This window comes from Shewanella aquimarina (genome assembly GCF_023349185.1).
Lineage (GTDB): Bacteria > Pseudomonadota > Gammaproteobacteria > Enterobacterales > Shewanellaceae > Shewanella > Shewanella aquimarina.
The window spans coordinates 73,925-99,814 of the sequence record NZ_JAKIKY010000004.1; the positions used below are offsets into that span (position 1 = coordinate 73,925).

Sequence of the window (25,890 nt, forward strand, 5' to 3'; positions counted from 1 at the left end):
GTCGCCGCGACGAGTGATTTCCCTGGTTCCTTGTTCATGTCGGCAAGCCCTAGCTTCTACAGGCTATGGCTAAAATCTTCAGCCTGTGTGCCACTGGCATGGACAGCTATTACTATGGCGCAACTCCTGGAATAACACCAGTATTTTGCATGACTTAGGTGGTTTTCACGGTTTTTCAGAGGCGTAGAGATAAAAAACCGCGATGTGAGCTAATGTCACACCGCGGAGTTTGCTTGGGTGGGGTTATCTAAACCTTAAATCGGTTGCTGCTCCTAGCGGCTACACTCTTCGAGCAGGTAGGCCAGGTGGCGATAGGAGATGCCGCTGTGCTGGGTCAGACCCACTTCGCACATACGGTTGGCGTAGTAGCCCTCCTTGATGTCCACTGGGATCAGCTTCTTGATGTTGCGCAGGGCGCTGGCGTTGATCTCAGGCTTATACAAGCCCTTCTCACCGGCGTAACCACAACATTCAATTCCTTCCGGCAGCTTAACGCCGTTACTACACGCATCGGCCAGGGCCTGCATCTTAGGCTCAAGCTTCATCTTGCGGGCGCTACAGCCAAGGTGCAGTGCCACGTTGACCTTCTTGGTAAAGGTGAGCTTAGGCAAGATCTTGTCGTGCATGAACTCGACCAGATCGGTGATCTCCACCTTAGGGTTACCCGTCAGTGTACGGTAGGTACAGGAGAGTGCATCCACCACTACAGGCACCTTGCCGTTGTCGCTCAGGGCGCTCAGGGCGTCGATCAGCTCGTCGCGCTTGGCATCGGCGTTCTTGAAGTCACCCTTAGATTCCCACATCTGGCCGCAGCACAGATGACGGGTGTTGTCAGGAGTGACCACGTTGTAACCGGCGCGCTCCAGCAGGGTGACCACGACTTCAGGCAGGGTGCGGTTGTCGGGATCTTTCGGCGTCGGGCCGAAGGTGCGACCACCACAGGCCGGGAAGTAGACTATCGTCTCCTTGTCTGGCGAGGCTGGACTTGGCTTAGGCAGCTTGCCGCCCTTGGCGAAGTCCGGGTTCCAGTAAGGCACCTCTTTGGACACCATGCGGCCCACCTTCATCAGGCCGTTGGTGACGCTGTCGCCTGTGACCTTGTGGATGATGTTGAGCACGTCGAAACCTGTGCTGATCACCTGGTTGACGGCGCCGAAGTGTTTGGCCTGGAAGTCCAGTACCTTCTGTTCGGTCGTCGTGATGTATGGGGTTCTCAGCTTACGTACCAACTGACCCATGCTGTTGTCCACCGGACAGGCGATGGTACAGAGCTGACAGGCGGCGCAGGTGTCGACCACGTCATACTTGGCGGCGGCGCGCATCTCTTCGGCGGCCTGCTTGTCGCCAGAGGCCTCCAGACGCGCGATTTCACGCAGGGTGGCGATACGCTGACGCGGAGTAAAGTTAAGCGCCGAGGTCGGACAGGTCTTCTCACAGAAGCCACACTCGATACATCTGTCCACAAAGTCGTCGACCACAGGGCATGGCTTGATGTTCTTAACGTGCACGTTGGCATCGTCGTTGAGGATCACACCTGGGTTAAGCAGGCCTTGGGGATCGAAGATCTGCTTGATGCGCTTCATCAGGGTGTAGGCATCCATGCCCCATTCCATCTCGACGAATGGTGCCACTGCGCGGCCTGTGCCGTGCTCGGCCTTCATGGAGCCGTCGTACTTGTTGATCACCATCTCGGCCACGTCTTGCATGAAGCCGTGGAAGCGCTCGATATCAGCCTGTGAGGCGAAGGTCGGTGTGATGATGAAGTGGAAGTTACCCGCCAGTGCGTGGCCGTAGATCACCCCTTCAGGGTAGCCATGCTTGTGGAACAGGGCGGTCAGATCGGTCGCCGCATTGGCCAGGTGTTCCAGCTCGAAGGCCACGTCTTCGATGATCACCGAGGTGCCCTTCGGACGCTCACCGCCGATGATAGGGAAGAGGCCAGAGCGCATCGCCCAGTACTTGCTGTAGACCTCTGGGTCACGGCTGAAGCTGATAGGGCGCTCGGTTTCGATATGGGCCAGCTTGGCGATCACGTCCTGGGTGTAGGCATCCAGGGTCGTATCGTCGTTGGCGCGGGATTCGATAAGCAGGATGGCGGCGCCTTCCGGCAGCTCGCTCAACCAGTCTGGCATCCCTTTCTTGCCGGTCACCGCCTTGATCGACGCCCAGTCCAGCAGCTCGGCGGCCGCTACGCTGTCGCATTTGATCGGTGGAATGGCGCGGGCCGCATCTTCCATGTTGAAGAATACCGCCATGGCCGAGGCCTTGAACTTGGCCTCATCGACCGTGTTGTAGGTCACCTCTTCGACGAAGGCCAGGGTGCCCTCGGCGCCGACGATCAGGTGGTTGATCAGCTCGAACGGATCCTCGAAGTCCACCAGGGCGTTAATGCTGTAGCCCGTGGTGTTCTTGATGGAGTATTTCTTGCGAATGCGATCGGCCAGTACCGGGTTGCTGGCGGTGAGCTTGGCGAGATCGGTGAGCTCCTGCAGCAGTTGCTTGTGTGACTCGCGAAACGCTTCCTTTGAGCGCTCACAGCCTGTGTCCAGACGGGTACCGTCGGCAAACAGTAGCTTGGCCGAGGCGATGGTCTGGTAGCTGTTCTGAGCCGTACCACAGCACATGCCCGAGGCGTTGTTAGAGACGATACCACCCACCATGGCCGAGGCCAGGGTAGCCGGATCCGGCCCTATCTTCTTGTTGAACGGCTTGAGCGCCATGTTGGCATCGCTACCGATGACGGCTGCGCCTAACGAGATTTGGTTGTGATCTTCGCTGACGGCGATCTTTCTAAAACCGTCGTGGCCGAGGATCAACAAGATGCCTTCACCTATGGCCTGGCCTGACAGGCTGGTGCCTGCTGCGCGGAAAGTGACCGGGGCGTTATGGGCGCGGGCGACCTCTAGGGTGTCGCGGGCATCTTCCAGGGTCTCGGCGTGGACCACGACCTCAGGCACGATACGGAAGTAGCTGGCGTCGGTTGACCAGGCGAAACGACGTACCGCATCGTCTGATACCGCTTCTACACCAAGTTTTGCACGTAAATCTGCGACTACTGCTGAATAATTAATCGACATAACATTACTCTTTTATTTGACCCACAAAAAGGCGGGTTCATCACGTCCGCCTTTCTCGAGTTATCTGTTATAGACCGCCCCACAGGGTAGCGATAGTGCCTGCAATCAAGGCATAACCGAGCGCAACGGGCATGGTTTTACGGATAATTTCTGATTCGCGGCCTGCCATACCTACCACGGTAGCGGCGGCGACCACGTTCATGACACACATCATGTTACCTGCGTTGGCACCTATGCCTTGTAGGGCCAGGACTAACGCGTGGTTCATGCCGATGTTGTCGGCCACGCTGTACTGCAGGCCAGAGAACATCATGTTAGAGAAGGTGGCCGAGCCAGATAGGAAGGCACCGAAGATACCCACTATGGGTGACATCCAGGCCCAGATGGCGCCCATAGAACCGGCCAGCATGTCGGCCAGGGCAACAGGCATAGACTGCAGGCCCGCCTCGTTGGTGCCAGAGTTCAGGAAGATCTTCACCATAGGCACAGAGGCGCCCAGGGAGATGATGGTCGGCAGCATAGACTTGCAAGAGACGGTGATCGACTCCTTGATGGCTGGCGACTTCATCTTGAAGAGCACGAAGCCCAGGATACACACCAGCACGAAGAAGGCGCCAGGGGCATACAGGGTCGCGAAACCGGCTTTTAGCTCGGTACCCAGCAGGTTAGTCCAGCTGATGTTAAAGCTGGTGAGCCAGGACTTGAGCGGCGCAACGGTGCGAGACAGTACTAGCAGGCCGGCCATGATGATGTAAGGCGTCCAGGCGGCAACCTGAGAGAACTGTGCCTTGGTTTCAATCTTGGTCTGAGTCTGGTTGTCGTTTTCGGCGAAATCGTTCCAGGGGGTCTTAGGTAGCAACAGACCCTTGCGCGCCACTGGGATCACCAGGGCCATACCGACTAGTGCACCGATAACCGATGGGAACTCAGGACCGGCGAAGTAGTTGATAAGCCAAGCCGGTACGGTAAAGGCGAGACCGGCGAACAGGGCAAACTTCCAAATTGCCAGACCCTCTTTGAAGGACTTGTTACGGCCGAAGAAGCCGGTGAGAACAGAAACCAATACCAGCGGGATCAGGGTACCCGTCAACAGATCGATAGTGATCATATGCAGGGCGATAAACTGGGCATAGTCGGCGAAGCTGGTGCCGTGCTGGGCAATCTGGTCGGCAGCCATGCTGACACCACCCTGCATCAGACCCTGTTCCATACCGAAGAGCACCGGCAGACCGATGGCGCCGAAGGAGACGCTGGTAGAGTCGGCGATCAGGGCAACCACGGCGGCTGCCACAGGCGGCACGCCTAGCAGTACCAGCAGCGGCGCGCCGATGGCGGCCGGGGTACCGAAACCGGCAGAGCCTTCGATAAACGAACCAAATAACCAACAGATGATGATCACCTGCACGCGGGCATCACCACTGATGTTGGTAAAGCCGGCGCGGATGGTGTCCATGGCGCCCGAGTATTTAAGGGTGTTCAACAGGAACACGGCGCCGAAGATGATGCTGAGTGGGGTCAGGGCCGAGAGTAGGCCTTCTACCACTGAGGCACCTAAGATAGTGGTATCCATCTGCCAGATAAAGACGGCGGCAAGGCCTGTCATTACCATGGAGATGGGCATGGCGCGAGATGCTGGCATCTTGAGTAGCACCAAAAATAGCATAACGCTGATTACAGGCGTCAAACTGGCGAGTAGTTGAAGTAGGGTCATGATTGCCTCTTACTGTCTTTACTTGGTTATTTTAGTTGTTGTTGATGCTGACTCGTCCGTTGCAGCATCTTGTGTTGTCGGAAGCTATTCCCAAATGGAATCCTTTCATCCTTGATGCGTAATAAACGCTAATTCACCAAATGCAAATATGATCTAGATCATTATGTGCCGATTATGTGAGATGGGGTTAGATGGGTGTGAACTTTGTCTGACCACTTAAACTGAAAGTGTGATCGATATCACTGGTCGGAGCGGGCTTTTATAACTTTTTGAAAGTTACATGACGCTTTTTAGCTGAAAATGGGATTTTACTAAGAGTTATTACTCTAATTTGGTCTCAAAAGTGGAAATATCTGATCGGATAATTTCAGTTTAGAATCTAATCAGTTAGTGGTGGAAATTTGGCTTTAGTGATCCAGATCACCTTGTGAAACCTCTGTTGGAGCCTGGTATTTCTGGTAAATAGGTATTACCAATTAATTTCAGTAGGTTAGCCAGAAAGCATGCTTAATCGCTTGAAATGCATGTAAATGAATTGCAGGGGATCTGGATCCAGGTCACTTTATTGGCTTTCGCTCAAATAAGTAATTTTATTTCTGAAAATAATGGCATTTTTGCCTGGCAGGCCGATCGACTTTGGTGCATTACCAGGGACTTAGATGATCAAACTGACCTTATTTTGAGTTGTTTTGGGGCAGTTTTGGGGCAATTTTTAGATAAAGAGCTGAGTGAAAGCGCTGGGTAAAAAGTGAGCCTAAAGTGAAAAATCGCTTCCCAGGCATTGGGCCTGAGAAGCGAAATTAGAGGCTAAAGACGCGCTAAGTTTAAGAGCTTTCTAGGCTTAAGGACGCCCTAAATTCGGACGTGCAGGGCTTAAGCGCTTAAGCGCGTTCGAAGCTCAGGTTGTCGATCAGGCGGGTGCTGCCCATAAAGGCGGCGGCCAGGATCACCAGCTGTTTATCGTCGTCCTGGACTTCACGCAGATCGGCGGCATTACGCACCGACAGGTAATCGGGCTTAAACCCAGCCTGGTGCAACTGTTCCTGAGCGTGCTGCACTACATTAGGGATGGCTTGACCCTTGGCGATCGCCTCGGCCATCTCATCCAGGGTGCGCTTAAGCTGAGCCGCCTGCTGCTTCTGCGCTTCGCTCAGGTAGCCATTGCGTGAACTCATGGCTAGGCCAGAGCTCTCACGAATGGTATCGACACCGACGATCTCGATAGGCAGAGACAGATCTTCAACCATGGCCTTGATCACCATCAGCTGCTGGAAGTCCTTCTTGCCGAACAGGGCCACGTCTGGCTGCACTATGTTGAACAGCTTGCAGACTATGGTGGCGACGCCGCGAAAGTGCCCAGGGCGACTAGCGCCGCACAGCTCTTCAGACAGGCCCGGCACCTCGACAAAGGTCTGCTTATCCATCCCCTTGGGATAGATGATGGCCGGTGTTGGGGTAAACAACAGCTCGGCACCGGCGGCCTCGAGGGCGGCCTGATCGGCGGCCAGGGTGCGCGGGTAGGCATCCAGATCTTCATTCTGTCCAAACTGCATAGGGTTTACGAAGATGGAGACCACCACGTGATCGGCGCGTTTAAGCGCCTCGGTGACCAGGGTGATATGCCCCTGGTGCAGATTGCCCATGGTGGGCACGAATGCCACTGTCTCGCCGGCATGTTTCCACTGACGCACCTGGGTGCGGATCGCGGCGATATCTTGGGTGGTGTACATGTTACAGCAACCTTTCTTAGCTAAATGTATGCTCGGCGGCGGGGAAGACGCCAGTGTCGACCTCTTCGATATAGGCGCGAATGGCGCTGCGGATCTCGCCGGTCTGGGCCAGATAGTTCTTCGAGAAGCGTGGAATGTAGCCGCTGGAGATCCCCAGCACGTCGTGCATCACCAGGATCTGACCGTCGGTGTCGGCGCCTGCGCCAATGCCGATAACGGGAATGGTGAGGGCCTCTGTGATGCTCTTTGCCAGCGCGGCCGGGATACACTCGAGCACCAATAGCTGGGCACCGGCCGCCTCGATCGCCTTGGCTTCATCTATGATGCGCTGGGCGTTGTCGGCGTCACGGCCCTGTACCTTGAAGCCGCCGAAGACATGCACAGATTGCGGGGTGAGTCCCAGGTGGGCACACACGGGAATGCCGCGCTCGGTCAGCTTAGTGACGGTTTCCAGCAGCCAGTGACCGCCTTCGAGTTTCACCATGTTGGCGCCAGCCTGCATCAGGGCGGTGGCATTGGTCATCGCCTGCTCTGGTGTGGCGTAGCTCATGAAGGGCATGTCGGCGATCAGCAGTGAACGCTTGATGCCACGACGCACACAACGGGTGTGGTAGGCGATATCTTCGACTGTGACCGGCAGGGTGTCGTCGTGTCCCTGCAATACCATGCCTAACGAGTCGCCCACCAGGAGGACGTCGATCCCTTCGCTGTCGAAGGCGCCGGCAAAGCTGGCATCATAAGCGGTGAGTGCAGTGAACTTCTTACCTTCCTGCTTGAATTTCAGCAGGGTAGAGCTGGTTATCTTAGACATAATGCTGGTCTTAACTTTGATTTAAAAAAGGGTTCTGCCTGGGCAGTAGTGTGCTTTATAAGCTAACTGAGGCCTAAGTTCAATGATCCGGGCCGAGTTGTTGAACTTGCCTCTTAAGTTCCTCGGTGATCAGTGAGCTGAGTTGGGTTCCGCAGGGGAGAATGAGCGTTGGCGCCAGATCTGACAGGGGAATTAATACGAAGCTACGGCTCTTCATGCCGTAGTGAGGCACCTTGAGGCGGGGGACATCCAGCTGCCAGTCGCCATAGAGGAGCAGGTCGAGATCTAAGGTTCTGGCCCCCCAGCGTACCTGGCGTATCCGGCCCTGCTGATTTTCGATCGCCTGCAGCGCATCGAGTAGCGCCAGTGGGGCGAGGGTGGTGGTAAAGCAAGCCACGGCATTGAGGTAGTCGGGCTGGGGCACATCGCCCATGGGGGCACTTTGGTAATAGGGGGAGACGCTCACCCGTCCGTCGCTTGCCAGGGCCTTCAGTGCCTGGCAGGCCTGATCCAGTTGGGCTTTAGGGGACGCGAGATTGGCCCCCAGTGCGACATAGACGGTTAGCATTATTCGGCTTTCGGTGTCTTCTTCGGGCTGCGACGACGGCGGTTGTTGCGGTTGCGGCTACCCTTGTTGGTGCTGCGGGCGATGACGCTGCGCTGCTCTTCGCTGCCTTCGACGAAGCTCTTCCACCAGGCGGCCGTCTTGGCCAGGTTGCCGCCCTCGGCTTCCGCCCTCAGCAATAGCAGATCATAGGCGGCGCGGAACTTAGGATGCTCGATAAACTTGAAGGCACGTGTGCCCTGGTTTCGCTCGAATCTCAGTTGCAGCTGCCAGATATCCTTGGCCGGGGTGCTGAAGCGACGGGGAATGCTGATGGTGCGGCACTGCTGCTCCATCACATCGCCCATGGCGGCGTAGAAAGCGTCGTATTGGCTCAGTCCACTCTCCAGGGCGATATCGTCGGCCCGTTGACTGAGGGGGTACCAGAGCATGGCGGCGTAGAAGAAGGCCGGCGTGACCGACTTATCTTGCTGCACCCGCTCGTCAGTGTTGCGCATGATCGCCTTGATCATCTTGTGACTAGGCCCCTTGGGATCTTCCTCTAGCAGGTTATCCACCAGGGGAAAGAGGGGGGCAAACAGGCCAAAGTCGCGCATCATGACGTAGTTGTTCTGTGCCTGACCGGCGAAAAAGAGTTTGAGTACCTCTTCATACATGCGGGCGGCGGGAATATCTTTCAGCAGGGGTGCCAGCTCGGGGATCGGCTCGGCCGCGGCCTTGTCTATGTTCATCCCCAGCTTAGTGGCGAAACGTACGGCGCGCAGCATACGCACGGGATCTTCGCGGTAGCGTTTCTGTGGGTCACCGATGAGGCGCAGGGTGCGAGACTCGAGATCTTGCAGGCCGCCGCCATAGCTGTGGATGGAGAAGTCGCTGATATCGTAATAGAGGGCGTTAACCGTGAAGTCGCGGCGCTCGGCGTCTTCATCTATGGTGCCGTAGACGTTGTCGCGCAGCAGGCGACCCTCGGCGTTGATCTTAGAGATCTTTTCGCCGCTATCTACATGATGGCCCCTCAGGGTCGCGACCTCGATGACGTCGCGGCCGAAGACGATATGGGCCAGACGGAATCTGCGTCCCACCAGGCGGCAGTTACGAAATAGCTTCTTAATCTCTTCCGGCGTGGCGTTGGTGACCACGTCGAAATCCTTGGGCTCTAGACCGAGGAGGATGTCGCGCACGCCGCCGCCCACCAAATAGGCCTTAAAGCCAGATTTGTGTAGACGATAGAGTACCTTAATAGCGTTTTCGCTAATGTGCTTGCGAGAGATTGCATGATGTTTACGTGCAACTATCTCCAGGCTTAGTCCCTCTGGTGTGGATTCTGTGGTGTTTTGATTGTCTTCAAAAAGCTGCTTACAGAATTGACTAATACGGCGAAAAATAGGACACCTCGAACTTGGATCTTGAGTCAGGGTTAAAATTAGGCCGCTATCATAACTCAATTATGGGTTAAAGAGTATACCCGGACTTAGCCAGTCAAATCGGGTTTCGTGACGGCGGTTTGGTTTATGGCCTTAGCGGACTTAAGCGCCTGGCGGAAGTATGATCTCCTGCTGGCGCGGGATTCGGCTCAGGTCAAACTGGCTGACGGCCTGGGCCAGCATGATCTCGACCCTGTCGGGCTCGCAGGGGGGCTGCCCGAGGAAGGCGAGCGCCGCATTGATGCTGGCCTGTGGCGCCTTAAGGTCGATGGCCGGGGCGTGATTCTGCTTCGAGAGTTTCATCCCGGGCTGGGCGCAGGCCAGCGGCAGGTGCAGCCACTTAGGCGTGTGTTCGCCAAAGAGGCAAAACAGGGTCGCCTGTCGGGCGCTGGAGGTGAGCAGGTCGGCGCCGCGCACCACCTCGGTAATGCCCTGAAAGGCATCGTCCATCACCACCGCCAGCTGGTAGGCGTAGAGGCCGTCGCGGCGCTTGATGATGAAGTCCTCTGCGGCAAACGCAGGTTCTACCTCTATTGCACCCAGTAGCTCATCGTTAAAGCAGTCGATGGCCAGAGTATTGCGAATACGTATGGCCCCCGAGTCGTGTTTCGGCGTGCGCTTCGCGCAGCGGCCATCATAGGTGCCGCCCATCGCCTGGATCTGCTTGCGAGTGCATTGACAGTAGTAGGCCATGTCCTCTGCCAGCAGACTGTTAAGCCGTGCCTGATAGTCATCCAGGCGGCTGCTTTGATAGAGCACTGCGCCGTCCCAATGCAGGCCGTAGGCCTCCAGAGTCTTGAGGATGAGGTCGCTGGCACCGGCTACCTCTCTGGGCGGGTCGATATCTTCGATACGCACCAGCCACTGACCCTGCTCGGCACGGGCTCGCAGATAGCTGCCCAGTGCGGCGATAAGGGAGCCAAAGTGCAGCGGCCCAGAGGGCGAGGGGGCGAAGCGGCCGATATAGGCCTTGTCGTCTAGCTTAGGGTGATTGGGGAAGAGGGTTGGGTCTGCTTGGGGGCTCACGGCAAAACCTTTGTTCACACTTTCTATGTCGCTGATTGGGGCGACTGGATACAAAAAAGCGGGGCTAAGCCCCGCTTCTCGCCAGATTAACCGGCCATCTGTTTCTCTTTGATCTCGGCGAGCGTCTTACAGTCGATACAAAGGTCGGCCGTCGGACGGGCTTCGAGACGGCGGATACCGATTTCGATACCGCATGAATCACAGAAACCGAAATCGTCGTCTTCGATCTTCTGCAATGTCTTTTCAATCTTCTTGATTAGCTTACGCTCTCTGTCACGGGCGCGTAGTTCAAGACTGAACTCCTCTTCCTGAGCCGCACGGTCGACAGGGTCTGGGAAGTTAGCCGCTTCATCTTGCATATGATTCAGGGTGCGATCCACTTCTTCACGGAGCTGACTACGCCAAGCATCGAGAATCTTTTTGAAGTGACCCAGTTGAGCGGTATTCATATATTCCTCACCCGGTTTTTCCTGGTAAGGATCTACACCTGCGATAGCGAGCACGCCAAGTTTTTTAGTGCCTTCAGGCATAACGCATCTCCTGTTAATCATTTGCGTTGTAGGGCGTCTTTTATTAAAGGCCGATATCTATATCAGAATCTGATATACCACGCAAATTTTTTAAGCTGCCATGAGTTTATCTTTTGACTATGTCCTCTATTACGTATTAATTCAACTTTTACCGTCTATTTACAACTTGACAGGGCAGGATTTAATCAGCTTGGCGGCGCTGGGCGAGAGTTCGCACCTGTAGGCGAGAATTTCCACCCCGGCCTGGTGTGCCTGAGTCAGCAGTTCGGCGTACTCTGGGTCGATATGGCGGGCCGCAGCCACTGTGGTTATCCCAGTATGTTGCACCACAAATAAAAGCACCGCCCTGTGACCCTGCTTGACCATCTCCATCAGTTCGCGCAGGTGTTTCTGGCCTCGGGTGGTCACCGCATCGGGGAAGTATCCCTGGCCCTGCTCTAATAAGGTACAACTTTTGACTTCTATATAGCAGGCGGGTTTATCCTCGCTCTCGAGCAGCAGATCGATACGGCTGTTCTCGCTGCCATATTTGACCTCGCGGCGCAGGCTGTCGTAGCCGGTCAGTTCGCTTATTACCCCGGCCTCAATCGCCTCGGCCGCCAGGGCGTTGGCCCTTCCCGTGTTGATCCCTATGATGTGGCCCTCATCGGAGGCCGCCTGTTCCCAGGTGTGGGCATATTTACGCTTGGGATTATCTGAGGTCGAGAACCAGACGGGCTCACCGGGAAACAGGCAGTTGCGCATCGAGCCCGTGTTGGGGCAGTGGATGGTGATCTCCGAACCGTCGCTGAGCTGTACGTCGGCGAGGAAGCGCTTATAGCGTCTGAGTAACTTTCCTTGTTCAAATGCGGGGGTAAAAATCATCTTTTTGACCTTGTTGTTCTGCTTATATGTCTTTGGCTGAGTTAGGGACTGAGCTTAGGGCTGAACTTGGAGCTGTCTTGGGCCTGTTTGGGGCCCTAGTGTCTGAGACACCCTAATGAGATACGCCGATACTTAGCGCACGGATTCTACCTTATTAGGCGGCGGGCTGTCGCGGCGCCCTTTTAGGGTTAAGTGTGAGTCGGTTAGATAATGCAGGGCGATTGGCGTTATACTTGGCTGCATTATTAGGCGGGCCCACTAGGGCCTGTTGATCTTTTCCGTTTGTTTTTGCAGCTGTTTGAAGGTGATTTATACAAGGCAGAGCCCGTGTCGTGTAGTCTTCTACACAAACTGGCGATAACGCTGTAGAAATAGCCTACAAACGCTGCCCAACGGGTTCATCAAAACGCGTGCTGCACTTTGTTGTTCGCCATTCACATAGAGTAACTATGCTTCATGGCTCTCGCCTCGTGCAAAACGCGTTTAGATTGAACAAAAATTAAACTCGAAAAATCAACAGGCCCTAGGGCCTAGCCACTCTCTGTACTGACAAGGAACAATTATGAGTGACGTGATGAAGATTTATCTGACCGAGGACGCCCCAGCGGCCCATTGGGGCAGCGCAGATGTGACCTTTACGACGGGCCAAGCCAATATCCATCTGCAGGCGGGGGATCAGCTACGCCAGGTGCAGCAGGCGGCACGTAAGCTGCGCGGTCAGGGGATCAACGAGGTGGCGCTCGAGGGCGAGCTGTGGGATCTTCACACTCAGTGGGCCTTCGCCCAGGGCTTTGCTACCGCCAAGCAGATCGGCAAGATTGCCTGGACCGGCGACGATGCCGTCAAGAAGGTGCTGGACGACAGACGCGATAGCGCGGCCTTCGCCCGACAGTTGATCAACGAGACTCCTGAAAACCTGGCCCCAATGACCCTGGCTAACCAGGCGGCCCAGTGGCTGACCAAAGTAGGCGGCGACAAGGTGAGCTACCGCATCATAGAAGGGGAAGCCCTGCTGGAAGAGAAGTGGATCGGCATTCACTCTGTCGGTCGTGGCAGCGAGCGTCCACCTGCGCTGCTGGAACTGGACTATAACCCGCTGGGCGAAGACGCTCCTGTGTCGGCGGCCCTGGTGGGTAAGGGGATCACCTTCGACTCGGGCGGTTACAGCATCAAGGCATCCGAAGGCATGCTGGGAATGAAGTGCGACATGGGCGGCGCGGCGACAGTGACTGCGGCCTTGGGGCTGGCGATCAAGTCTGGCCTGAACAAGCGCATCAAGCTGTTCCTCTGCTGCGCCGAGAACCTGATCAGCGGCCGAGCCTATAAGCTGGGGGATATCCTCACCTATAAGAATGGTGTCTCGGTCGAGGTGGTTAATACCGATGCCGAGGGGCGTCTGGTGCTGGCCGATGGTCTGCAGGCCGCCTGTGAAACCGGTGCGCCTCTAGTGATCGACGCCGCGACCCTGACCGGTGCCGCCGTGATGGCGGTAGGTACCTCCTACAACGCCATCTTCTCGCCGAGCCGTGAGCTGATCAGCCGCACGCAGGAGAAGGCATCCGCCGTGGCCGAGCAGGTGTGGCCGCTGCCACTTGAGCCTTGGCACAAAGAGATGTGCCCATCTGCCTATGCCGATACCGCCAACAGCCGTCCTGTTAAAGGCGGCGGCGCGGGCGGCGCCTCAAATGCCGCCGGTTTCCTCTGGCGTTTCGTGTCAGACGACACCCAGTGGTTGCATATGGATCTCGCCTCGGCCTTCGCCGATACGGCTAACGGCCTGTGGGCCGCTGGGGCAACCGCACATGGCGTGTTGACCATCGCCGAGCTGCTGCAGGACTAAGTTGTAGTGAAAGAGAAAAACGCGCCATTTGGCGCGTTTTTTTATGCTTTTGGGGCAGTGAGCGGCCAGGAGGCCAATACCTTATACTGCACGCCCTGCTCGCTACTCTGAGAGTGATATAGATGCAGGGCATGGCCGCAGAGAGTGAGGGAAGGCGCCTTGAACTCGGGTAGCACCTTGGCCTTACGCATCAGGGTGATATGGGGCGTGAAGCTGTGCTCGCTGGTGTGTAACCCGAGCTGCTGGGCCAGCCCTTGGCATAGATCGAACAGGCTGATGAGCCGGGGATCCCGCGCCACCCCCTTGAGACAGATAATCTTAGGCTTAAGCCAATAGTCCAGGGTGTTGAGGGTCACCTCGAATGCCGGCAGACGGCGTTGATGGGCGAGCCTGTCTAGGGTGTCGCATAGCGCCTCTTGCTGGTCATCGCTGCACTGGCCGAGGAAGGCCAGGGTCATGTGCAGATTGTCTCTGGGGACTAGGCGTCCCTGCTTGTCTAAGCTCGCCTGTAGCCGGGTCAGCTGCGCCAGATGTGCGGCATTGGGCGCGATGGCGAGAAAGAGTCGTTTCATTGGGGGTCCCCTGGTTGCCGATAAAGGTTAAAGTGTGTTACAAAAATGCTACGAGTCGAGCTTTCTACTGGCTTGATTTTTAAGCGACTTATTTGTTGGTGTCGCTGTAAAAGCGAAATATAACCTATAGTCACTCACAGCTAGCCGTTACAACTTTAATCATAAGGTAATCCTATGATTTCTGACTATAATCAGTGTTTGTATCAGGTTAGCCAATCTAAGGACTAGATAGTATATGTCATCCGATACGCAACAGGGCCCCCTATCGCTAGAGCAGACGCTTGCTTACTTATGCGAGCACGATCTGGAAGAGGAACTGCAGCTTATTCTGCAGCAACTTGCCGCCAGCAATCAGTGTGATGGCCTGTTTCTGTTACGTATCGGCAAGGGACGTCTGCCCGTGCAGATAGAAGCCATGTACCAGTCCGATGCCTCTATTTTCAGTAAGCGCGACGCCGAGATGTTGCTCAGTCGGGTCGCCAATAACCGTCACCTGCACTCCTACACCTCCCTGCGCGAACCTGCCATAGTCGAAGATGTGACCGCTATCATCGATGATGAGGACAGCCGTCTGCGCCTCAACCAGGCCAAGATCCGCAGCGTGTTACTCTTGCCGGTAGGCGGCGAGAGACACTATATCTTCGGCGCCTATCGTTATGACTGTGACGGCAAATGGCCCGAGGCTATTCGCCACAATCTGCTGCTGGCCGGCAGTATGCTGGGGCTGGCCCAAGAGGCGGCGCGTCAGCGTTTAAATGCCAAGAGTAACGAGCTGGTCTGTATCGAGCATCTCTATCGCCTGCCAATTCCCTGCGTGCATATCGGCGTGGATGACAGGGTGATTCGTTACAATCAGAGTGCGGCCGAGATATTGCGAGTGGAGACGCTGCAGAAGGTGGAGAGCCTGGTGCCTAAGCGGGAGCAGAAGCGTCTGCTCGAGACCATGGCCCTGGTGAGAGATCAGCTGCTGGAGCAATCCAGCTGCGAGGTACCGCTGAAATATGCCTTGGACGATGACTTGTCCAAGGTGACCTTTCTCTGCCTGTCCGGTGAAGACGGCCCCATTCTCATGCTGGTGGAGCCCGTGGGCGAGCCTGCTGTGGAGAGCGAAGAGCGCAGCGTTTCGCTCAATTTCGACTCGCTGACCGGGCTGCCCAATCGCGCCTACTTCGAGGCCCTGTATGATCTGGCCAATCCCTGTCAGTGCGAGCGCTCTACCTTCGTCGGCTTCATCAACCTGGACAGGTTTCAGGTAGTCAATAATGTCAGCGGTCACAGGGCCGGCGATCAGCTCTTGTGCCAGCTGGCCGCCCGCCTGAGCCAGCTGGTGCGCAAGGAAGATGTTATCGCCCGTCTCAGCGGCGATGAATTTGGCATCCTGATGCCCAATATCGATGCGCAGAGTGCCGAGCAGGTGGCCGAGCGTATCTGTCATGCGATGGCTAACCATGAGTTTTGCTGGGAGGGGCGCCGCCATAGCGTGAGCGTCAGTATGGGGATGGCCCGCTGCGAGAGCGAGGTCGACTCTGTCTCGGATCTGTTGCGCCGTGCCGGTGCCGCCTGTCGTCTGGTCAAGGAGAAGGGCGGTAACGCCTGGTATTTCTATAGTGCCCAGGATCCCGTGGTCGAGAAACTCAATACCGAGATGAACGCCTCGGTGGATATCGTCGGTGCCTTGGCGAATGACAGGTTTGAACTCTTCTATCAGCCCATAGAGCCTCTGAATGTCAACGACGACGGGCTGCACTTTGAGATCTTGCTGCGCATGCGTTCACCCGAGGGGGAGCTGATCCCACCGGGGATCTTTCTGCCCGCCGCCGAGCGTTTTAATCTGGCGTCCAAGCTGGATCGCTGGGTGATCGATAAGCTGCTGCGTTGGGGCAGCGAACACCTGGCGCTGTGGCAATCCCTCTCCATGGTGTCGGTGAACCTGTCGGCGCTCTCCATCAGCGACAGCGAATTTATCAACTGGCTGGAGATGCGCCTGCTGGGCGAGCCCGAGCTGGTGAGTAAGCTCTGTTTCGAGATCACCGAGACGGCGGCGGTGAGCCAGCTGGATCATGCCACCGGGCTAATCAATACGGTGAAGCCACTTGGCTGTAAGCTGGCGCTGGATGACTTTGGTTCAGGGTTCTCCAGCTTTGCCTATCTTAAGTTGCTCAATGTCGATTATGTGAAGATTGACGGCCAGTTCATTCAGCACCTGTGTGAGGATCGCGCCGACCAGGCCATCGTCTCCGCCATCTGTCAGCTCGGCCGTGACATGGAGTTTGAGATAGTGGCCGAGTTTGTCGAGTCGCTCGAAATCGCCAAACACCTGCTAAAACTGGGCGTCGAGTTTGGCCAGGGCTATGGCATAGCCTGTCCCGCGCCGCTGGCGACCCTGACCTCGGGTGAGGGACTGCACTGGTATCGCGAGCTGGAAGGTTAAGAGATGTTAACCTAAGGCAAGGCCTATGCAGGGACTCCTCTGTTTAGCTTTGGCCTCATCTTTAGTAAACTGTCGCCAGTTTTTGCCGATTGAACACCGCCCTTGAATCAAGCAGCCCAACCTGTACCCAATTCTGTCCCTATCCAGTCACTCCTTGGCGAGATTAAGCAGGCGCTGGCGGATAACGCCCAGCTGATCCTGCAGGCGCCAACCGGTGCGGGTAAGTCGACCGCACTGCCGCTAGCCATGCTCGACTGGCCTGAGATCGAGGGCAAGATCCTCATGCTCGAGCCAAGGCGTATCGCGGCCCGCAGCGTGGCGCATTTTATTGCCGCCAGGCGGGGGGAGGCCGTGGGTCAGTCTGTGGGTTTTCGGGTGCGCGGCGAGTCGAGCGTTAGCGCCAAGACGCGTCTCGAGGTGGTGACCGAAGGCGTATTAACTCGGATGATTCAACAAGACCCTGAACTATCTGGCTACGGCTTGATCATCTTCGATGAGATCCATGAGCGCCACCTCACCACAGATCTCGGCCTGGCACTGGCGCTGGAGGTACAGGCCTCGTTTCGCGAAGATCTTAAAATTCTGGCGATGTCGGCCACCCTAGACGGTTTGCCGCTAAAAGCGCTGATGCCCGAGGCGGCGAGCCTGGTGAGTGAGGGGCGCAGCTTCCCGGTGAGTCTGAGTTACCGCCCCGGTGCCGCCCATCAGGACTGGCTGCTGCATATGGCCAAGGTGATCGTCGAGGCGGTGACCGAGCATCAAGAGGGCTCATTGCTGGCCTTTCTGCCTGGCCAGCGAGAGATAGCGCGGCTACAGACCCTGTTATCGGAACGGCTCGATGCTAAGCAATTTTTAATTACGCCGCTTTATGGCGCCCTGCCGCCGGCTCAACAAGACAGCGCCATCGCGCCGCCACCGCCGGGGATGCGTAAGCTGGTGCTCGCCACCAACGTGGCCGAGTCGAGTCTGACCATTCAAGATATCCGTCTGGTGGTGGACGCAGGCTTTAAGCGTCAGGCAAGTTTCAACCCTAGGACGGCGGTGAGCCGCCTGTCACTCAAACGGATCAGCCAGTCGTCGGCGGCGCAGCGTAGCGGCCGCGCAGGGCGTCTGAGTGAAGGCCACTGCATTCGCCTCTGGCCGCAGCAGGAGCATGAGCGTCTGCTCAAGGCCGATGAGCCCGAGATCCTCCATGGGGACTTAACCAACGCAGTTCTGGACGCCGCATTTTGGGGCGTGAATGCCCTCGATGCGCTGCCACTGATCTCGCCCCCGTCCGAGGCTAACGAGACGGTAGCCTGGAATCTGTTGCAAGCCTTGGCGCTGGTGGATGGCGACAGGCGTATTACCGCCCATGGCCGCGCCGCCTATCGCCTCGGCTGTCATCCGCGCCTGGCGCACATGCTGCTGGCCGCCAGGGAGATGGACGGCATGGATGCGCCCTATTACCTGCCGCTCGCGGCGGTGCTGGCGGCGCTGTTGGAATCTCGCGCCCTGGCGAGACGCGGCGCCGATATCAGCCGTTATCTGAGCGATGCCAGGAGCGGTGAAACGGCCAAGTTGGCGCAGCAATATCTGACCAGGATGGATGCCGGCCGAGGCAAGGAGATAGTGAAAGCCATTAGCGAGAGTCGCGACCAAGATATCGCAACCCTGCTGGCGCTGGCCTTTCCCGATCGCATCGCCAAGGCACGTGGTGCCAAGGGCTATCAGCTGGCCTGCGGCGCAGGCGTCGCCCTCAATGATGACGATGCATTGCAGGGTGAGCCCTGGCTGGTGGTAGCACAGTTTCAGGAGAGTGAAGGCCAGAGCAGTGGCCGGGTGCTGCTGGCGGCCAAGCTGGACGCGACGCTGTTTGACGGGGCGCTGGCCAGTCAGGTGAAGTCGGTTGTTGAGACTGGCTGGGATGAGGAGAAGGCGCGCTTTTACGGGTTAACTCAGCGGCGCATCGGCGCTATCATATTGCGGGAGCGCCCCCTGGCTACCCTGGATGAAGAGACGATCAAGCAGGCCGTTTATCAGCTGATCTGCACTAAGGGTCTCTCCCTGCTGGGCTTTGATGATAAGGTGGAGCAGCTTCGCCTGCGCATCGCCTTGGCAAGCCAGCTCGGCCAACCGGGTGATTGGCCCGATCTGAGTGATCAGGCCTTGCTCGCGACGCTGCCTGAGTGGCTTGGCCCCTATCTCGACGGTGTGCGCCGTCTTACTCAGCTCAAGGGACTGGATTTCTATACCTTGCTCCTGAATCGGATGGAGTGGGGGCTACAACAAGTGTTAAACGAGGCGCTGCCGAGCCATTGGCCGATGAAGACGGGCACTCGGGCGGCGATACGATATGAAAATTCGGGGCGAGCCCTGCTGAGTGTGCGCCTGCAGGAGGCGCTGGGCATGGCCGAGAGTCCCAGGCTGGCTCAGGGCAAGTTGACAGTGACCATGGAACTGCTGTCGCCGGCCATGCGACCACTGGCGCTGACTGCGGATCTGGCCAACTTCTGGGCGGGCCCCTATGTCGAGGTGAAGAAAGAGATGAAGGGGCGCTATCCCAAGCATCTGTGGCCGGACGATCCCGCCAACACCTTGCCGACTAAATTGACCAAGAAAAAGATGTCAGCAAAGGGGCTTTAGCCCCTTTGCTGTTTGACTGGAAATACGATGACGAATAAAGAGACACCAAAACCACGCAGACCCCGCCAGTCTTCTACTCGAAAGCCTTCTACTGGCAAGTCGGCTAGTAGCAAGTCGGGCAAGAGTAAGACGGCCAAGAGCAAGCGTGCCGCTGCGGCGAGGCCGGGTTGGGGACGCAGGATCTGGTCGTTAAGCTGGAAGCTTGGTCTGATCCTGATTGCCGCCATGACCATCTACAGTATCTATCTGGATCAGATCATCGCCCGCAAGTTTGAGGGGCAGAAGTGGCACCTGCCGGCGCAGGTATTCAGCCGATCCATGGCCCTCTATCCCGGCGCCGCTGTGAGTCATGCTCAGCTGATCGCTGAGCTCAAGCTACTGGGCTACCGCAAGGTGGCCAACCCCCGCCAGGTGGGGGAATTTTCTGCCTCCATGACCAAGGTGGATCTCTGGCGTCGTCCCTTCCTGCATCCCCAAGGATCCCAAGAGGCGCAGCGGGTGATGATCACCTTCGACAGTCAGGGGGTCGCCTCGGTGTCGCGCAATAGCGATCACCGCGAGCTGGCGGTGTTCCACCTTGAGCCGGTGTTGTTGGATCGCATGATCACCGGCGACGGTGAAGACCGGCTGTTTGTGGCCACGGATAAGCTCCCCCAGGCGATCGTCGATGCGCTGATCCTGGTGGAAGACAGGAGCTTCTACGAGCATCACGGGGTTAACCCCTTCGCCATCATACGTGCCGCCATGGTCAACATCAGCGCCGGGCGCACTGTGCAGGGTGGTTCGACCCTGACCCAGCAGTTGGCGAAAAACTTCTTCCTCTCCAGTGAGCGCTCCATCATACGTAAGCTCAGAGAGGCCTTGATGGCGATCATTATCGATTTTCGTTACGACAAGGATGAGATCCTTGAGGCCTACCTCAACGAGGTCTATATGGGCCAGGATAAGTCTCGCGCCGTTCACGGCATGGGCCTGGCCTCTCAGTTCTATTTCGGTCGGCCGATCGCCGAGTTGACCCTGCCGCAGCAGGCCTTCCTTGTGGCGGCAATCAAGGGGCCTTCCTACTACAACCCCTGGCGTTATCCTGAGCGGGCTCAGGAGCGACGGGATCTGGTGCTGCGCCTCTTGATGGAGTCGGGACAGCTGCCGGTGGCCCAGTACAAGGCCGCGGTGGAATCTCCCCTCGGTGTGCGTAAGGCGAGCAAGCCTGTGCATCAGAAGTTGCCGGCCTTCTTCGCCGTGGTGCGCGGCGAGTTGTCCCGCCGATTCGGCGACAGCCTGTTGCAGCAGTCGGGCATCAAGGTTTACACCACCCTAGATCCCCTGGCCCAGGAGGCGGCGGAGCAGGCGGTGCGCTCGACCATGAAAAACCTGGAGCAGCGCGACAAGGCGCTGCAGGTGGGCATGGTGGTCACCGACAAATACTCTGCCGGTATCGCCGCCATGGTGGGCGACAAGGTGCCTAGTTATCAAGGCTTTAACCGCGCGGTGGAGATCCGCCGCCCCATAGGCTCGCTGATCAAGCCGTTCGTCTATGCCACGGCGTTGACCCATGGAGACAAGTACACCCTGGCGACGCCGTTAAAGGATGAGCCCATCACTCTGACCAACTCCCATGGCAAGACCTGGTCGCCGCAAAACGTCAACAAGCAGTTCTCCGGCGAGGTGCCGCTATTGACCGCCTTCAAGAAGTCGATGAACGTGCCGACGGTCAACCTGGGGATGGCGATTGGTACAGACGCTGTGGCAACCACCCTGGCCAAGTCTGGCTGGAACGAGGCGATCCCCGAGTATCCTTCCATGCTGCTGGGGGCGGTCAACGGTTCGCCCTTGATGGTGGCCCAGGTGTATCAGACCCTGGCCGATAACGGTCGCTACCGTCAGCTGAGTGCGGTGACCCATGTGCTGGATGCCGATAATCAACCTCTGTCGGCCAGTCAGCGCGCGACGGATCAGGCGATCCCCGTGGCCAGCGACTTCCTGGTGCAACATGCCATGACTCAGGTGGTGCAATCGGGCACTGCCGCCAGGTTGGGCCAAGCCTTCCCGGGCGTGACCCTGGCGGGTAAGACGGGTACCAGTAACGATTCGCGCGACTCCTGGTTTGCCGGATTCGATGAGCGTAACGTGGCGGCCGTCTGGGTGGGGCTGGATGACAACGGCAAGACCAGCCTCTATGGCAGCAGCGGTGCCATGGCCGTCTACCAGGCCTTCCTCAAGCAGCGCGCGCCCATCGGCCTGAGACGTACGCCGGTAAGTGGTGTGGTGCCTGGATATTTCGATGCCAAGACGGGCGTCGCCAAGGAGAAGGGCTGCAACAATGTGGTGGCGCTACCGGCCTTGAGTGAGAGTTATCATCCGGCCAAGAACTGTGGCGATCCGCTGTCATGGTGGCAGAAGCTGATGGGCGGCTAGGCGCTATCAGGCTTTCCATAGTTAATAAAAAAGCTCACCTTAGGTGAGCTTTTTTATTGTATTGCTGGATTGAGCCGCGCTATATGGCGCTCTCTGTCTTGGTGGCAGAAGTTAGGGCCTAGTTACTTACGGCGTTTCTTAGGCTTGGCCTGTTGCCATAGATAGAGGCCGGAGATCGCCATGAAGATGAGACAGAGGGCGACGAGATCCATCATCAGCGAGCCGGCTAGCCCGACGATGCGGCCGCTGTGCAGGTCCAGCAGCACACGCTCCCAAGTGAGGTGCATGGCGCGGGCGCTGAGTGATAACTCCTGGATGAGCGCGTGACTCTTGTCATCGGCCAGCGGCGCCTGCCAGTCGAGGGTCACCAGAGGCTTTGCCGCCTGCCACTCGATGAGATCGGCATCGCTCAGATAACTGCCCGAATCTGTGTCGAGCCATAGCTGCTGGCCGTCACCTGTGGGCAGAAGGCCCAGTGCTTTGAGATCTTGAGGCAGGCCGGTTGCCCGGCCCTGCTGTTCAAGCAATGCGCCGTCTTGGCTCAGCAGATAGAGGTGCTGGGCGTCGATGGCCACATAGTGCTCGCCATAGGCTAGGGCACCAAGCAGCGGCCCTTGGGCTTCTAATACAGGTTTGCCTTTTAGCCAGAGCAGGTTATCACTGGTGGCGAGCAGTGGCTGTGTTTCGAAGATGGCGACCCGGCCAGGCGCCTTGATGCCATAGTGATCCAGCAGCCAGCTCTGATGTACATGGGCGCTGTCTAGTGCGAAGTCGTTGCTGTGGTTGATTAAGACGCCAGTGACTGCAACCATGACCACTAAGAGGGCGCTGGCGATCCCTAAGCGTCTGTGCCAGGGGCGGAAGATCTTGGCGAGTTTCTGCCACAGGGGTTTACGATGGGGGTGGCGGGGCTTGTTTGTCATCTATGGCGTTCTTTATTCTGACTATTATCTGGCGCGCGGCCGAAAGCAGACTCATGGATGCCCGGCGCTGACAGCCTGTTGGATACGAAAAGAGCAGGGCTAGCCTGCTCGCTGGTCATCATATAACAGCCTTTAGAATAACGCCAACCTAGGCTTAGGGCTTGTTGACCTTGTCGTCCAGATAGAGGGCGATGCGTGATAGCTTAGTCAGGGCGCGTACCGACAGGGTGGCCCCTGTGATGCCATCTATCTTGCGATCCAGCTGATGTTCCTCGGTAAGCCTGGCCTGCTTAAACTGATCGGTGAAAAACTCGTGGCGTACCTCGTCGCCGCGGCTCTCACGGTAGACCAGCACCTTGGTCTGCACTATCGCCTTGTCTTTCACATGAATGCCGACCGTGATGGGGGACTCCTTGCCTATCTCTTCGAGGATCCAAACTGTCTCGCCTTGTTGCAGCCAGTAGCGAAGGCGCATCTTGTTGAATTTATGCGCCAGGATATCTTCGATCACCAGCTTGTCGCTATCCTCTAACCAGTAGACCTTAGCCTTGGGCATGGGGCCTGCAAAGGCCTGGCTGATAAAGTCTTCACTGCTTTGGTAGACGCTGGCGGCCTGTACGCAGAAGGCGGTGAAGAGTGAGGCAAATATAAGTTTGATAGAGAGAGACTTCATTGGATGACCCGGTAGCAAGAGTGGAGGAGGCCTGTGGTAATGAATCCGTTCAGCTGTTGTTTCATTGTGCTTGTTAACTATGACTAAGACACCTCGTAAAGTGGCTTAGCCATAGGCAGTGCTCAATGGGAGCATTGAGCACTGCGGTATCTGCTATTGGCTTAGATGGGCCAAAGGCTTAGAACTGGTAGCCAACGCCTAGGTTGAAACCGTCGGCATCCTTAGCGCCACCAACTTTTTCGTAGTCGGCCTTGAAGACAACGTTTTCGTGCAACCAGTAGTTGATACCTACGTTAGTTTGCTCGACCTTAGTGTCGGCGCCGTTACCTGCGTTGTTGTCATACTCGTTGTAGCGAGCGAAGACACCAAAGCTTTCGTTGAAACGGTAAGATGGCTCGATATACCAACCTGTTTGCTCATCACGGCCAAGTGCTTCAGCTTCTTTACCATCGATATCCCACTGAGCATAAAGTGCCTTAACGGTGAAGTTTTCGATGTTGTAGATAGCGTGTGCAGTCAATAGGGTCGCAGAAGCGGTATCGACATCTCCACGGCCTTGAGTCAGATCAGATTGGTACTGCACGGTAGCAGCCAGCTCTAGACCTGGAACGGCAGTGTATTTAACGCGTGCTGTGTACGCCAGATCTTCAGCTTTTGCCTTAGAAACTTTCTGACGACCGCCACGGATCTTGTAGTCTTCGCCAACGTTCAGGCCAGAAGTGACTGCTGCATCGAAGGCTAGGCCTGGGGCTGCCTTAACGTTTAGGTTTAGACCTGCTTCCCACCAAGTGGCAGGCAGGATGTTTTTCTCAACTGGGTTACGCTCAACACCGTAGAATGCTGGTGGCTCGTGAGTTTCGTTGATGATACCTACTGGCATCAGGAACAGACCCGCCTTACCTGTCAGCATGTCGTTGAAATCGTGCTCGATGTAAGCCTGCTCTAGCTCGACTTCACCGTTCTGGCCGTCACCAGAGATAGAGTGCTCTAGCTCTACTTCAGAGAAGAAACGTGTGTTTGAAGTAAATTCGTGGCCGAAGAAAAGTACGAAACGGTGGAAATCGAACTCTTTCTTGTCTGAACCTGATTTGTTGTCAGTGATGTTGTTGTAGTGAAGCTCACCATAACCACCGATAGTCGTCGCGCTCTTGGCTGAGCTGCTTTCTTCAACGGCGTCGGCTGTCTTCTCTACACGCTGCTCGGTTTGCTCTAGACGCTTCTCAAGATCTTTCAGCACTTTCTGTTGCTGTTCGATCACTTTACGCAGTTCTTGAGTCTCATCTGAGGCGATAGCGGCTTGGCTAGCGAATGCGCTGACCAGTGCTGCGGCAATTAGCGTTTTCTTCATCATTTCTCTTCCCAGTTGTTGTATCAGGGTTATTAAGTTGCTGGCGATTCTATCAACTAGGCATCGTAATGCAAACTATTATCATTAAGTTTTTTGATTGAGATCAACAAATGTAAAGTCAAGGTAAAGGAGCTTGTACCCAGGTAGTGCAGCGTTAGTGTGGTTTAAAATCATTTTATAACAATGGCTTGATGTTGTTTTTCCTGATTTTTAACCCTTGACGTTGACTGACATTGTTAATTTTAAAAAATTTATCTTTTTTGCAGCTTTAGAGGAGTTTTGGGGAAAATCAGCATTCTTGCTTCTGGTTTTAGACTCAGCTTGAGGCATGGTTTGGGCACAGTTTGAGCGATCGAGTAGATGGGCTTAAGTCATAGACGAGTCAAGGGGATAGGAGAGTTGCGACAGGGAAATGGCGGATCTTTCGGCCTAGATTGGTGGCAAAACAGGGGCTCCTCAAGTCATCGGAGAAGTGTTTGGCGGGTTTTGCTATAGACTGTGCCTCCTTAAATTTTTAACTGACTGTTATAGTTAACTCTTACACCACCTGATTGACGAGCCGATATGTTTCTAAGTCCTTATTTTAATAAAGCACAGCAATTGGTCTCTGTGTCAGCCCAGCAGGCGAGCGAATTTGCCAAAGGGGTCGCACAGGACTTTAATCCCATCCACGATGTCGATGCCAAGAAGTTTTGCGTACCCGGAGATCTCCTGTTTGCCTTGGTGCTGGGACAATATGGGCTGAGCCAGAAGATGACATTTCGTTTCGAGGGCATGGTCGGCAGCGGTGTCAATCTGGTGTTTCCCGATGCGGTCGGTGACAGCTTTGCCATCTTGGATGATAAGGACAAGCAGTACCTGAGTGTGAGCCGCAGCGGCGAGACAACCGAGTGCGAGGTGCAGACAGAGTCCTTCGTGCGTAGCTATGTGGCCTTCTCCGGGCTCAACTTTACCCATGTGCTGGTGCCGCTGATGAAGCAGCACGGCATGATGATCAACCCGGCCCGTCCTCTGGTGATCTATGAGAGCATGTCGTTCGATCTCAATACCTTAGATTTCGACAGCATCGCCCTCAACCTGGTGGAGCAGACGCTTGAGATAGACGGCAAGCGCGGCGACGTGACCCTGAAGTTTGAGCTGCACTGCGGCGACACCCTGGTGGGCACGGGTGAGAAGACCCTGGTGCTTAGCGGCCTGCGTCCACTGGAAGATGCAAGCATGGATGAGATGGTGGCCCGCTATGAGGCGCGCCGCGTCAGCTATCAGCAAGCCGACTAGTCTGCTGGCATGCTGAATTGGGGTCGGCGCTTGCCGGCCCTTTCTAT

18 protein-coding genes are annotated in these 25,890 nt (G+C 56.5%); 5 read left to right on the top strand and 13 right to left on the bottom strand.

Annotation, left to right across the window (positions count from 1 at the left end; genetic code table 11):
* Positions 1 to 272 precede the first annotated feature (272 nt).
* From L2731_RS06505 to sfsA, 9 genes are all read right to left on the bottom strand, one after another.
* A complete protein-coding gene (locus L2731_RS06505; protein ID WP_249252342.1) occupies positions 273 to 3,077 on the bottom strand; it encodes an FAD-binding and (Fe-S)-binding domain-containing protein in 2,805 nt (934 codons plus the stop codon).
* A 67-nt stretch (positions 3,078 to 3,144) separates the two neighbouring features.
* The gene (locus tag L2731_RS06510) at positions 3,145 to 4,788 is read right to left on the bottom strand and encodes an L-lactate permease (RefSeq protein WP_239849628.1); all 1,644 of its coding nucleotides are present in this window, start codon (positions 4,786 to 4,788) and stop codon (positions 3,145 to 3,147) included.
* Between the two features lie 881 nt (positions 4,789 to 5,669).
* Positions 5,670 to 6,518, bottom strand: a complete 849-nt coding sequence (gene panC / locus L2731_RS06515) for a pantoate--beta-alanine ligase (protein WP_249252343.1) — start codon at positions 6,516 to 6,518, stop codon at positions 5,670 to 5,672.
* 16 nt (positions 6,519 to 6,534) lie between these two features.
* Positions 6,535 to 7,329 (bottom strand): 3-methyl-2-oxobutanoate hydroxymethyltransferase, encoded by a 795-nt coding sequence (gene panB, locus L2731_RS06520; RefSeq protein WP_160797849.1) that lies wholly within the window; start codon positions 7,327 to 7,329, stop codon positions 6,535 to 6,537.
* 79 nt (positions 7,330 to 7,408) lie between these two features.
* Complete coding sequence (gene folK / locus L2731_RS06525; RefSeq protein WP_249252344.1) at positions 7,409 to 7,897, bottom strand: 2-amino-4-hydroxy-6-hydroxymethyldihydropteridine diphosphokinase; 489 nt, start codon at positions 7,895 to 7,897, stop codon at positions 7,409 to 7,411.
* A complete protein-coding gene (gene pcnB / locus L2731_RS06530) occupies positions 7,897 to 9,339 on the bottom strand; it encodes a polynucleotide adenylyltransferase PcnB (protein ID WP_249252346.1) in 1,443 nt (480 codons plus the stop codon). The genes folK and pcnB overlap by 1 nt, the downstream gene beginning before the upstream one ends.
* Positions 9,340 to 9,420: 81 nt before the next feature.
* Positions 9,421 to 10,344, bottom strand: coding sequence for a tRNA glutamyl-Q(34) synthetase GluQRS (gluQRS, locus tag L2731_RS06535; RefSeq protein ID WP_249252348.1), 924 nt, complete (start codon positions 10,342 to 10,344; stop codon positions 9,421 to 9,423).
* Between the two features lie 86 nt (positions 10,345 to 10,430).
* The gene (gene dksA / locus L2731_RS06540) at positions 10,431 to 10,874 is read right to left on the bottom strand and encodes an RNA polymerase-binding protein DksA (RefSeq protein ID WP_011866925.1); all 444 of its coding nucleotides are present in this window, start codon (positions 10,872 to 10,874) and stop codon (positions 10,431 to 10,433) included.
* 159 nt (positions 10,875 to 11,033) lie between these two features.
* The gene (gene sfsA / locus L2731_RS06545; RefSeq protein ID WP_249252349.1) at positions 11,034 to 11,738 is read right to left on the bottom strand and encodes a DNA/RNA nuclease SfsA; all 705 of its coding nucleotides are present in this window, start codon (positions 11,736 to 11,738) and stop codon (positions 11,034 to 11,036) included.
* Between the two features lie 562 nt (positions 11,739 to 12,300).
* Between sfsA and pepB the strand changes: the two genes are divergently transcribed.
* Entirely contained in the window at positions 12,301 to 13,578 is a 1,278-nt protein-coding gene (gene pepB, locus L2731_RS06555; RefSeq protein WP_239849634.1) for an aminopeptidase PepB, read from the top strand.
* A gap of 41 nt (positions 13,579 to 13,619) precedes the next feature.
* On the opposite strand, the gene thpR is transcribed toward pepB, so the two are convergent.
* A complete protein-coding gene (gene thpR / locus L2731_RS06560) occupies positions 13,620 to 14,150 on the bottom strand; it encodes an RNA 2',3'-cyclic phosphodiesterase (RefSeq protein ID WP_249252350.1) in 531 nt (176 codons plus the stop codon).
* Positions 14,151 to 14,385: 235 nt separating this feature from the next.
* On the opposite strand from thpR, the gene L2731_RS06565 reads away from it, so the two are divergent.
* From L2731_RS06565 to mrcB, 3 genes are all read left to right on the top strand, one after another.
* Positions 14,386 to 16,581: a putative bifunctional diguanylate cyclase/phosphodiesterase gene (locus L2731_RS06565; RefSeq protein WP_249252351.1), complete on the top strand. Its 2,196-nt coding sequence runs from the start codon at positions 14,386 to 14,388 to the stop codon at positions 16,579 to 16,581.
* A gap of 102 nt (positions 16,582 to 16,683) precedes the next feature.
* Positions 16,684 to 19,206, top strand: coding sequence for an ATP-dependent helicase HrpB (hrpB, locus tag L2731_RS06570; RefSeq protein ID WP_249252352.1), 2,523 nt, complete (start codon positions 16,684 to 16,686; stop codon positions 19,204 to 19,206).
* Positions 19,207 to 19,233: 27 nt separating this feature from the next.
* Positions 19,234 to 21,621, top strand: coding sequence for a penicillin-binding protein 1B (gene mrcB, locus L2731_RS06575; RefSeq protein ID WP_249252353.1), 2,388 nt, complete (start codon positions 19,234 to 19,236; stop codon positions 21,619 to 21,621).
* A 122-nt stretch (positions 21,622 to 21,743) separates the two neighbouring features.
* Here the strand turns inward: mrcB and L2731_RS06580 are convergent, their stop codons facing one another.
* From L2731_RS06580 to L2731_RS06590, 3 genes are all read right to left on the bottom strand, one after another.
* Positions 21,744 to 22,544: a PepSY-associated TM helix domain-containing protein gene (locus L2731_RS06580; RefSeq protein ID WP_249252354.1), complete on the bottom strand. Its 801-nt coding sequence runs from the start codon at positions 22,542 to 22,544 to the stop codon at positions 21,744 to 21,746.
* Between the two features lie 154 nt (positions 22,545 to 22,698).
* Positions 22,699 to 23,217: an FMN-binding protein gene (locus L2731_RS06585; RefSeq protein ID WP_239849640.1), complete on the bottom strand. Its 519-nt coding sequence runs from the start codon at positions 23,215 to 23,217 to the stop codon at positions 22,699 to 22,701.
* 178 nt (positions 23,218 to 23,395) lie between these two features.
* A complete protein-coding gene (locus tag L2731_RS06590) occupies positions 23,396 to 24,565 on the bottom strand; it encodes a porin (protein ID WP_239851007.1) in 1,170 nt (389 codons plus the stop codon).
* Between the two features lie 564 nt (positions 24,566 to 25,129).
* Between L2731_RS06590 and L2731_RS06595 the strand changes: the two genes are divergently transcribed.
* Complete coding sequence (locus L2731_RS06595; RefSeq protein WP_239849641.1) at positions 25,130 to 25,843, top strand: DUF3581 domain-containing protein; 714 nt, start codon at positions 25,130 to 25,132, stop codon at positions 25,841 to 25,843.
* The last annotated feature ends 47 nt before the right edge of the window (positions 25,844 to 25,890 follow it).